Here is an 11605-nt window from a genome sequence, read left to right on the forward strand (position 1 = left end):
ATTCAATTAAAATTGAATGTAAAAACCCGAAACGTTGTTGTTTCGGGTTTTATTTTTTTAGAAGCTGTTTCCTGCTTTCCATTATATCTTTTTTTGAAAAAACAAAAAAAGGATGCCATTTCAATCAGGGCTAAACTTGTTTGGCAGCTTCTGTAATTATTTTAAAAATCAATTTTTTCAATTTTAACAGTCTTATTTATTCTTCTTCAAAGAAATCAATAACAGCTTCAAAATCTTCATTTAAAAACTCTTCTTTACTCATAAAATATTCAGAGGTCGTCATTCTATAGCCTGTTTCATTTTTTTCTAAATACCAAATAATATCATTAGCTTCCACAAAAGCTTCTTCAGCATTTAATTGATCTGCAAATAATCGTTTAATTACGTTGTGACTATCTAAATTATGGGCAAAACACTTTAAGGCAATTTCTTTTGTTATATTTTCATCAGCATTTCTAGCCGGAGTTATTTCAAAATCTACAATAGTTGCTTTTGTATTTGGGAATTTACCATTAAAAGCTTTGTATAAAAGCTGGTTGATAATAAATAACGTTTTATGCAATTCAATTTTTGGATATTCTTCAGAAATTTTATCTACTAACATTTCATAAGAAAGAGAGTTTATTTGACCTTCATTTAAAACTTTAGATAATTTATAATCTAATACAATGGCAGCTGCTTCATTAGGTTCTTTATCAGATATTGCCATAAAAAGTAAATCTCTTAATTCTTTTATATCATTTACATTATTATTGGCAAAATCAAAACGTACCAAAAGTTCTTTGTAATCTTCAATACTCCAAGAATTCTCCAAGTCATCTACTGTAGAAATTTTGTTTATTTTAATAGCGTACTTCATTTTTTACTTCATTTTTGAATGTCCATGTAAATTACATATTATTCAAATTAATAACAAGTTATTTAGTAGTATTATTGTTTTTTTAACAGAAAACAGTTGTCTTTTTTTAGTTATAAATAGCTCATTATTTTACACTCCTTTTTTGATAAAACAAACTTTTGTTGCCAACCCTCTTTTTACTATTTTTACACATCTTAATAATCCGTTTTTATATGAAATCTCATCAAGATTTACCCTATTTTCAAATACCAGAACCTTCAACAGAATTTACTGCGGGTTCAACAACTAGTAGAATGATAGATGGTTTGGGGTTTAGATATTATTGGGCAACAGATGGTTTAGTAGAAAAAGATTTAACTTTTAAGCCAAATTTAGAAGCAAGAACAACAGAAGAAACGATAGATCATATTTATAATTTATCAATAAGAATTTTATATGCTACTTTAAAAAAGGTAAATGGAGGTGAACAACCTGAGCTCACATTTGTAGAAAAAAGGAAAAAAACACTAGAAAACTTATTACAAGCAAGTACAATTCTTAGAGAAAGTAAAGATGTTTCTGATTATAAAATTTTATTTCCAGATAAAGAGTTTTCTTTTTGGTGTGTAATAAACGGACCAATTGCAGATGCAATTTGGCATGTTGGACAAATAGTTTCGTTTAGACGCTCTACTGGAAACCCTTTTTCAAACAGAGTAAGTGTATTAACAGGAAAACAACAAGATTAATTTTTTATTCAAGAATGACAAATCAACAAAAAATAGTAGCACTTCGTGATGAATTAAATACACATAATTACAATTATTATGGGTTAGATAACGCATCAATTTCAGATTACGAGTTCGATATAAAATTAAAAGAATTAGAAAAGTTAGAAGCAGAAAACCCTGAGTTCTTTGATCCAAATTCTCCAACGCAAAGAGTAGGAGGTACGGTAACAAAAAACTTTAATACGGTTGTTCATAAAAATAGAATGTATTCTTTAAGCAACTCCTATTCTAAAGAAGATTTGTTAGATTGGGAAGAAAGAGTGCAAAAAGTTTTGGGCACAACAGAAGTAGAGTATACCTGTGAACTAAAATTCGACGGAGCTTCCATCAATTTAACCTATGAAAATGGTCAGTTTGTTAAAGCGGTAACACGTGGAGATGGTTTTCAAGGAGATGAAGTAACACCTAACATAAAAACAATTCGTTCTATTCCTTTAAGTATAAAAGAAGACTTCGTCTCTAATTTCGAAATGCGAGGAGAAATCATTTTACCTATTGAAGGTTTTAATAAAATGAATGAAGAGCGTGTAGAAAACGGAGAAGAAGAATATAGAAACCCAAGAAACACCGCAAGCGGAAGCTTAAAATTACAAGACAGTACAGAAGTTGCAAGAAGACCTTTAGATTGTTTATTATATCAAGTAGTAACGGAGGAACGAAAATACAAAACTCATTATGAGAGTTTAGAAAACGCTAGAAAAGTAGGTTTTAAAGTTCCAGAAACCATCACTTTGGTAAAATCGATTGATGAAGTTTTCGATTTTATCACCAATTGGGATACAAAACGACACAGTTTACCTTACGAAACTGACGGAATTGTAGTTAAAGTAAATAATTTATATCAGCAAGAAGAACTAGGGTACACAGCAAAAGCACCAAGATGGGCAATTGCGTATAAGTTTAAAGCCGAACAAGTTTCAACGGTTTTAAAAGAGATTACGTATCAGGTTGGAAGAACCGGCGCAATAACTCCGGTCGCAAATTTAGAACCTGTGCAATTAGCAGGTACAACAGTAAAAAGAGCCTCATTGCACAATGCAGATCAAATTTCAAAATTAGATATTAGAGTAGGAGATACTGTTTTTGTGGAAAAAGGGGGAGAAATTATTCCTAAGATTATTGCTGTAGATTTTTCAAAACGACCACAAGACTCAGAACACACAATTTACGCAACCAATTGTCCGGTGTGTAATACAGAATTGATAAGAACAGAAGGAGATGCAAAGCATTATTGTCCAAACGAGTTTGGATGTGCGCCTCAAATTACAGGAAGAATTCAGCATTTTATTTCTAGAAAAGCCATGGATATCGATGGTTTAGGGGGTGAAACGGTAGATTTATTACGAAAAGAAGGACTTGTTAAAAGTTATGCTGATTTATATGATTTAACCGTAGATCAGGTTATTCCGTTAGAAAGAATGGCAGAGAAATCTGCTCAGAATATGATTGACGGAATTATCAAATCAAAAGAAATTCCGTTCGAAAAAGTATTATTTGCACTCGGAATTCGTTTTGTAGGAGAAACGGTAGCTAAAAAATTAGCAAAACATTTTAAATCAATAGACAATTTAATGTCTGCAGATTTAGAAACGTTAATAAGCGTAGACGAAATAGGCGAGAGAATAGCGCAAAGTATTATTGAATTTTCTACAAATCAAGAAAATATCGATTTAATAAATCGTTTAAAAACATCGGGAGTTCAATTAGAAGTTTCTGCTGAAAGTTTAGAGAATCAAACAGATAAACTAGCAGGACAAATATTTGTAGTATCTGGCGTTTTTTATCAAATGAGTAGAAATGAATTAAAGAAAGCTATTGAAGATAATGGCGGAAAAGTAAGTTCATCAATCTCTAAAAAAACAAATTTTATTGTTGCTGGTGATAATATGGGACCATCAAAATTAACAAAAGCAGAGAGTTTAGGAATTGCAATAATTTCTGAACAAGATTTTATAGATAAAATTAGTTAAAAGATAACTTTAGACTCTAATTAGCAGTAAATAATAGAAATAGTTGACTTTCATTTTCAACTGATGCTGTCTTGTAATATGATAATAAAATTGAAAAAACTTCTTTACATATATATAGTACTAATTTCGGCAGTCTCTTTTTCTCAAATACAAGAAACAGATTCCTTGCCTATTAATGACGACGATTATGTTTTTGTAAAACCAGGAGATACATTAGTTGTAAATCTTAATGAGTTTTCATTATTACCAAAACACAAATTCAGTTCAAGAGAAGATGTTCGTTATTATTTGTGGTTCCGTAGAAAAGTATTTAGAGCCTATCCCTATGCACAACTTGCCTCAGAAAGGTTAGATTCTTTAAATGTAAGATTAGAAAAAATCGAATCTAAAAGGAAAAGAAGACAGTACACAAAGATTATTCAAAAATACATAGAAGGCGAGTTTACAGATCAAATTAAAAAGATGACTACCACAGAAGGTCGAATTCTCATTAAGTTAATCCATCGTCAAACAGGTGAAACTGCATTCGATAATATCAAAGAATTAAGAAGTGGTTGGAAAGCATTTTGGTACAATACGACGGCAAACGTTTTTAAACTTTCATTGAAAACAGAATACCATCCAGAAACAGAGAATGAAGATTTTCTAATAGAGGATGTCTTGCAACGTGCATTTCAAGAAGGTAAGCTTAAACCTCAACCGTCAAAACTCAATTTCGATTTTACTAAAATAATTATAGAAAGAAAGTCAGAGATTAATGTAGAAGAATACAAACTGTTTTTTTCTAAAATGCGTAAAAAAGGAAAAATTAGAAAGGCTAAGGATTAAGATGTTTTTTAGGGTGTTCCCTTTTTTAGTCTATTATATATAGGTTACAGTTTTAAATAAGTATAATTCTCAATTTAAAGAAGGTTTTAGATAAAAAAGGTCGGGCTTTCCACTATATCTTTTTATATGCTTATTACTGCTATCGCATCAATAATCATATAAAAAGGATGCCGTTCCAATCCCTAACACAGCTAATTTGCCGAATGAAGTTCCTTTTCAGGGATTAATACCTATATAAGTAATGAACTTAATACGCAACAAACACTATAGAGTACTTCCTTAACATTTAAGACAAAACCATCACCAAGACCTCACAGGTTTTTAAAACCTGTGAGGTTTATTAGTTTTAATAAACTGATAGTGAGTGTTTTATTTTTAGGAGCTGTTTGTTTTTGTATAGATTACATATAAGTCTCAATCAAATACACCTTGTCCATTGTTATTTGCCAAAGAAAACCCCACAACTAATGTTTCTATGTGTCAGAAAAACTTGTTTCATAGTTTTTTTAGAGTAGTAAGATAATAATAACTCTTTTTTCTCCATTAGTAAGGCTCCCAATTCGTCGAATTCATCCTATTTATAAATATGCACCTATATATAAGAGACGGTATTATTCTGGTTTTGAGAATTACTTTGTGGAAATTCTTATTTCAAATCCCTCCAGAGTTGTCATTCCAAGTACTTTTGTACAAAAAGAATCATATCAAAGAACAAGTTTAACACCTAAAAAGTGTTTTCCTCAAGGAGTAAAACGTATTTCAACCACACTATTTCATAGAATACCCCATATTTCAACAAACCTCAAACAATAAAAATGTCTATTTCTACTAAAACTCAATCTCCAATCAACCTATGTTTTCTATGTTCTTATGTGTTAAAAACAAGCATCCACCACCAAAACCACCCTAATCCCCAAAACCTTACAAATTCACTCAAAAAAACTCCCCTCATAAACTACTAAAAACAAGCTCATTAAAACCCATTGTAAAATTAAATTAAAATAAAGGTAAAAAAATAGTTGTTAGATTAAAAAGGAGTTGTAAGTTTGCACCCGCTAACAGTAATATCACACAGTTAGCAACGTTCATTGAGGAGTTGTAAGTAAGGTGAGGATTAGTAGTTTATCTAGATAAAATGTAAAAATTTTATTAAAAATAAAATAACAATTTCCTTAGGTTTATAATTAAAAAGAGTTGTATGTTTGCGGTCCGAAATTTTCGGCAAAAACGTTCAGAGTTTTTTAGTTTTACAGCAAACAAAAAGAAATAAAAAAAAGTTTATTTTTTTATTGTCAGATTAGAAATAGTTTGTATGTTTGCAGCCGCTAAGAAATACAGCGAAAACGATCAAAGAAAATTTGGAATGATTATTAAAAAAGTCAGTTAGTTCGAGTCTAACATTTCTACAAAGTTTTAACCGATTAACATCTTTAAGTTGTTAATTAAGATTGAAACAAAGTTCATTGAAAATATTGAAATTGACAGCGTAATTAAAGAGTAGAATAACCATGTTTAGATTTATTTAAACAAATTCTTTTGAAACTTATTCATTAAAATATTTAAAATATACAATGAAGAGTTTGATCCTGGCTCAGGATGAACGCTAGCGGCAGGCTTAACACATGCAAGTCGAGGGGTAACATTGTGCTTGCACAGATGACGACCGGCGCACGGGTGCGTAACGCGTATAGAACCTACCTTTTACTGGAGAATAGCCTTTAGAAATGAAGATTAATGCTCCATGGTATTGAGTTTTGGCATCAAAACTTAATTAAAGATTTATTGGTAAAAGATGGCTATGCGTCCTATTAGTTAGATGGTAAGGTAACGGCTTACCATGACTTTGATAGGTAGGGGTCCTGAGAGGGAGATCCCCCACACTGGTACTGAGACACGGACCAGACTCCTACGGGAGGCAGCAGTGAGGAATATTGGGCAATGGAGGCAACTCTGACCCAGCCATGCCGCGTGAAGGATGACTGCCCTATGGGTTGTAAACTTCTTTTATACAGGAAGAAACACTGGTATGTATACTAGCTTGACGGTACTGTAAGAATAAGGACCGGCTAACTCCGTGCCAGCAGCCGCGGTAATACGGAGGGTCCGAGCGTTATCCGGAATCATTGGGTTTAAAGGGTCCGCAGGCGGTCAATTAAGTCAGAGGTGAAATCCCATAGCTCAACTATGGAACTGCCTTTGATACTGGTTGACTTGAGTCATATGGAAGTAGATAGAATGTGTAGTGTAGCGGTGAAATGCATAGATATTACACAGAATACCGATTGCGAAGGCAGTCTACTACGTATGTACTGACGCTGAGGGACGAAAGCGTGGGGAGCGAACAGGATTAGATACCCTGGTAGTCCACGCCGTAAACGATGGATACTAGTTGTTGGGCATTAGCTCAGTGACTAAGCGAAAGTGATAAGTATCCCACCTGGGGAGTACGGTCGCAAGACTGAAACTCAAAGGAATTGACGGGGGCCCGCACAAGCGGTGGAGCATGTGGTTTAATTCGATGATACGCGAGGAACCTTACCAGGGCTTAAATGTAGTCTGACAGCTTTAGAGATAGAGTTTTCTTCGGACAGATTACAAGGTGCTGCATGGTTGTCGTCAGCTCGTGCCGTGAGGTGTCAGGTTAAGTCCTATAACGAGCGCAACCCCTGTCGTTAGTTGCCAGCAAGTAAAGTTGGGGACTCTAACGAGACTGCCTACGCAAGTAGTGAGGAAGGTGGGGATGACGTCAAATCATCACGGCCCTTACGTCCTGGGCCACACACGTGCTACAATGGTATGGACAATGAGCAGCCATCTGGCAACAGAGAGCGAATCTATAAACCATATCACAGTTCGGATCGGAGTCTGCAACTCGACTCCGTGAAGCTGGAATCGCTAGTAATCGGATATCAGCCATGATCCGGTGAATACGTTCCCGGGCCTTGTACACACCGCCCGTCAAGCCATGGAAGCTGGGAGTGCCTGAAGTCGGTCACCGCAAGGAGCCGCCTAGGGTAAAACTGGTAACTAGGGCTAAGTCGTAACAAGGTAGCCGTACCGGAAGGTGCGGCTGGAACACCTCCTTTCTAGAGAAAGATGGTGAGTTACAAAAAAAGGTCATTTTTACTCTTTGCTGTTAATTTTATAATATAAGTATTTTAAGCTATTATAGTCTCGTAGCTCAGCTGGTTAGAGCGCTACACTGATAATGTAGAGGTCGGCAGTTCGAGTCTGCCCGGGACTACAAAAAGCAAAAAAGTACTAAGGAAATTCTGGAAGTAAGAGGATTCTACATTCATAATTTAGGATTTATTCTGAATTTCATAATGGGGGATTAGCTCAGCTGGCTAGAGCGCTTGCCTTGCACGCAAGAGGTCATCGGTTCGACTCCGATATTCTCCACAACGGCTTAACGTTGTTGCTGATTTAATTATCAGTGGCGATTCGCCACAAGTTCATTGACATATTGGTAAAATGATATCGTAAGAATCAAATAGATAGAGAACAATTAGAGCAATCTAATTAAATAATTTTTTTATAAAAATATAAAAGAGTTCATTATAGTATGGAAACATACTGTAGCAAAAAGTACAATAAGTTAAGTAAGGGCGTATGGCGGATGCCTAGGCTCTCAGAGACGACGAAGGACGTGATAAGCTGCGAAAAGCTACGGGGAGGGGCACATACCTTTTGATCCGTAGATATCCGAATGGGGCAACCCGGCATGTTGAAGACATGTCACCACGTAAGTGGGGTAAACCCGGTGAACTGAAACATCTAAGTAACCGGAGGAAGAGAAAACAATAGTGATTCCGTTAGTAGTGGCGAGCGAACGCGGATTAGCCCAAACCTATTTTGTTACGGCAAAATAGGGGTTGTAGGGCCACGATATTCGAAGATAAGTGAATTAGAATTGTTTGGAAAGACAAACCATAGAGGGTGATAGTCCCGTAAAAGTAAGCGAATTTTAGATAGTGGTACCCTGAGTAGTGCGGGACACGAGTAATCCTGTATGAATCCACCGGGACCATCCGGTAAGGCTAAATACTCCTGAGAGACCGATAGTGAACTAGTACCGTGAGGGAAAGGTGAAAAGAACCCTAAGTAAGGGAGTGAAATAGAACCTGAAACCGTACGCCTACAAGCGGTCGGAGCATCATTTATGGTGTGACGGCGTGCCTTTTGCATAATGAGCCTACGAGTTACTGTTTCTAGCAAGGTTAATTGATTAAGTCAAGGAGCCGTAGCGAAAGCGAGTCTGAATAGGGCGATTTAGTTAGTAGTAGTAGACGCGAAACCGAGTGATCTACCCATGGGCAGGTTGAAGCTGTAGTAACATACAGTGGAGGACCGAACCAGTTGACGTTGAAAAGTCTTTGGATGACCTGTGGGTAGGGGTGAAAGGCCAATCAAACTCGGAAATAGCTCGTACTCCCCGAAATGCATTTAGGTGCAGCGTTGAGTAAAAGTTTTATAGAGGTAGAGCTACTGATTGGATGCGGGGGCTTCACCGCCTACCAATTCCTGACAAACTCCGAATGCTATAAAATGTTTCTCAGCAGTGAGGGCATGGGTGCTAAGGTCCATGTCCGAGAGGGAAAGAACCCAGACCATCAGCTAAGGTCCCCAAATATATGTTAAGTTGAAAAAACGAGGTGAAATTGCTTAGACAGCTAGGATGTTGGCTTGGAAGCAGCCATTCATTTAAAGAGTGCGTAACAGCTCACTAGTCGAGCGATTTCGCATGGATAATAATCGGGCATAAACATATTACCGAAGCTATGGATTAACGTTGAAAGACACGTTAGTGGTAGGGGAGCATTGTAATCAGCGTAGAAGGTGTACTGTGAGGTATGCTGGAGTGATTACAAAAGAAAATGTAGGCATAAGTAACGATAATGGGGGCGAGAAACCCCCACACCGAAAGACTAAGGTTTCCTCAGCGATGCTAATCAGCTGAGGGTTAGTCGGGTCCTAAGGCGAATCCGAAGGGAGTAGTCGATGGATAACAGGTTAATATTCCTGTACTTCTTATAATTGCGATGGGGTGACGGAGTAATGAAAGCACCGCGAACTGACGGAATAGTTCGTTGAAACATGTAGCTATTAGAACTGTAGGCAAATCCGCAGATCTAGGTGAAATGTGATAGTACCAAGCGTCTTCGGACAATTGGATAGCGTGCCTAAGGGCTTCCAAGAAAAACCTCTAAGCTTCAGATTATAAGAACCCGTACCGTAAACCGACACAGGTAGTTGGGATGAGAATTCTAAGGTGCTCGAGAGATTCATGGCTAAGGAACTAGGCAAAATAGACCCGTAACTTCGGGAGAAGGGTCGCCCATCTTCGGATGGGCCGCAGTGAAAAGGTCCAGGCGACTGTTTATCAAAAACACAGGGCTTTGCTAAATTGAAAGATGATGTATAAGGCCTGACACCTGCCCGGTGCTGGAAGGTTAAGTGGAGGGTTTAGCTTCGGCGAAGATCTGAAATGAAGCCCCAGTAAACGGCGGCCGTAACTATAACGGTCCTAAGGTAGCGAAATTCCTTGTCGGGTAAGTTCCGACCTGCACGAATGGTGCAACGATCTGGACACTGTCTCAGCCATGAGCTCGGTGAAATTGTAGTATCGGTGAAGATGCCGATTACCCGCAGCGGGACGAAAAGACCCCGTGAACCTTTACTATAGCTTAGTATTGGCTTTGGATAAGTAATGTGTAGGATAGGTGGGAGACATTGAAGCGGCGTCGCTAGGCGTTGTGGAGTCGTCCTTGAAATACCACCCTTTGCTTATCTAGAGTCTAACTCAGAGATGAGGACAGTGCTTGGTGGGTAGTTTGACTGGGGTGGTCGCCTCCAAAAGAGTAACGGAGGCTTCTAAAGGTACCCTCAGTACGCTTGGTAACCGTACGTAGAGTGCAATGGCATAAGGGTGCTTGACTGAGAGACATACAGGTCGATCAGGTTGGAAACAAGAGCATAGTGATCCGGTGGTTCCGCATGGAAGGGCCATCGCTCAAAGGATAAAAGGTACTCCGGGGATAACAGGCTGATCTCCCCCAAGAGCTCATATCGACGGGGGGGTTTGGCACCTCGATGTCGGCTCGTCACATCCTGGGGCTGGAGAAGGTCCCAAGGGTTGGGCTGTTCGCCCATTAAAGTGGCACGCGAGCTGGGTTCAGAACGTCGTGAGACAGTTCGGTCTCTATCTGCTGTGGGCGTTAGAAATTTGCGTGGATCTGACTCTAGTACGAGAGGACCGAGTTGGACTGACCTCTAGTGTACCTGTTGTTTCGCCAGAAGCATAGCAGGGTAGCTACGTCGGGAAGGGATAAGCGCTGAAAGCATATAAGCGCGAAACCCACCACAAGATGAGATTTCTTTAAAGGGTCGTTGGAGATTACAACGTTGATAGGTCATAGGTGTAAAGGCAGTAATGTCATAGCCAAGTGATACTAATAACCCATAGACTTATGTACGCTTCCCGCCGAAAGGCGGGAGCACAGACTCTTTATTTATTACGAAAAAAACGATATTATTTTACCATATGTCAACTTATACAGTTGAAGCAATTTAGCTGAAAATTTTAGGGTGGTTATAGCATTGGGGCTCACCTCTTCCCATCTCGAACAGAGAAGTTAAGCCCAATCGCGCCGATGGTACTGCATTTATGTGGGAGAGTAGGTCGCCGCCTTTCTTTAATACGGAATAAACTCCGTATCTATAAACCTCAATTCTTCGGAATTGAGGTTTTTTTTTGTGATAAACTGAAAGGTTTGATGTGGTTTTGTGAGCAACACATTAGATTAAACCATTTAAGTTGTTATTTGACGGCAGGAAAAATCTCATACGTTTGATCATACACGTTACAAATGATCAATAGCCTTGCTTTAGTCTTTGTTGTGCTGAGTTCAGCATGACAAACGTTTTCTTTTTTTTTGCTTTTTTATTGGGTAAAGTTATCGATTTGGTTAATTTTTGACGGTATTCGTTATAAATGATCACTAGCTATAAATAGTCATCGTTATTTTGTCAATCTGAATTTATTTCAGATTCTGTCTAATTTTTGGTCTTTTTGTATGGAGTAAAGTCTATTACTAACCATTGTTCGTTCTATTTTTAAATACTTATTATGGACTTTCTTATGTTTTGCGTTAGTGATTGAAACGACATCCTTTTTT

The 11605-nt window shown here is 37.5% G+C and carries 4 protein-coding genes, 2 tRNA genes and 3 rRNA genes; 8 read left to right on the forward strand and 1 reads right to left on the reverse strand.

Features of this window, described 5'->3' with window-relative positions; translation table 11 throughout:
- Nucleotides 1-196: 196 nt before the first annotated feature.
- Nucleotides 197-859, reverse strand: a complete 663-nt coding sequence (locus WHD08_RS00075; protein ID WP_208889723.1) for a hypothetical protein — start codon at nucleotides 857-859, stop codon at nucleotides 197-199.
- A 212-nt stretch (nucleotides 860-1071) separates the two neighbouring features.
- Here WHD08_RS00075 and WHD08_RS00080 point away from each other — a divergent pair, with 212 nt between their 5' ends.
- The 8 genes from WHD08_RS00080 (at nucleotide 1072) to rrf (ending at nucleotide 11121) form a co-directional block, all read left to right on the forward strand.
- Nucleotides 1072-1587: a hypothetical protein gene (locus WHD08_RS00080; protein ID WP_240915492.1), complete on the forward strand. Its 516-nt coding sequence runs from the start codon at nucleotides 1072-1074 to the stop codon at nucleotides 1585-1587.
- A 14-nt stretch (nucleotides 1588-1601) separates the two neighbouring features.
- Nucleotides 1602-3599, forward strand: coding sequence for an NAD-dependent DNA ligase LigA (gene ligA / locus WHD08_RS00085; protein WP_208889722.1), 1998 nt, complete (start codon nucleotides 1602-1604; stop codon nucleotides 3597-3599).
- Between the two features lie 90 nt (nucleotides 3600-3689).
- Nucleotides 3690-4427: a DUF4294 domain-containing protein gene (locus WHD08_RS00090; RefSeq protein ID WP_244183280.1), complete on the forward strand. Its 738-nt coding sequence runs from the start codon at nucleotides 3690-3692 to the stop codon at nucleotides 4425-4427.
- 1568 nt (nucleotides 4428-5995) lie between these two features.
- A 16S ribosomal RNA gene (locus tag WHD08_RS00095) occupies nucleotides 5996-7513 on the forward strand.
- Nucleotides 7514-7597: 84 nt separating this feature from the next.
- Nucleotides 7598-7671, forward strand: a tRNA-Ile gene (locus WHD08_RS00100).
- Nucleotides 7672-7755: 84 nt separating this feature from the next.
- A tRNA-Ala gene (locus WHD08_RS00105) sits at nucleotides 7756-7829 on the forward strand.
- 189 nt (nucleotides 7830-8018) lie between these two features.
- Nucleotides 8019-10903 (forward strand): 23S ribosomal RNA (locus tag WHD08_RS00110).
- 108 nt (nucleotides 10904-11011) lie between these two features.
- Nucleotides 11012-11121 (forward strand): 5S ribosomal RNA (rrf, locus tag WHD08_RS00115).
- The 16S, 23S and 5S rRNA genes sit together here with 2 tRNA genes alongside, the layout of an rRNA operon.
- Nucleotides 11122-11605: the final 484 nt, after the last annotated feature.

Origin of the sequence: Polaribacter sejongensis (genome assembly GCF_038024065.1) — a bacterium.
GTDB lineage: Bacteria > Bacteroidota > Bacteroidia > Flavobacteriales > Flavobacteriaceae > Polaribacter > Polaribacter sejongensis.

Excerpts from the sequence above, each read along its gene's own strand:
- WHD08_RS00075 (WP_208889723.1), bottom strand. The coding sequence starts at position 859 with ATGAAGTACGCTATTAAAATAAACAAAATTTCTACAGTAGATGACTTG.
- WHD08_RS00080 (WP_240915492.1), top strand. The coding sequence starts at position 1,072 with ATGAAATCTCATCAAGATTTACCCTATTTTCAAATACCAGAACCTTCA.
- ligA (WP_208889722.1), top strand. The coding sequence starts at position 1,602 with ATGACAAATCAACAAAAAATAGTAGCACTTCGTGATGAATTAAATACA.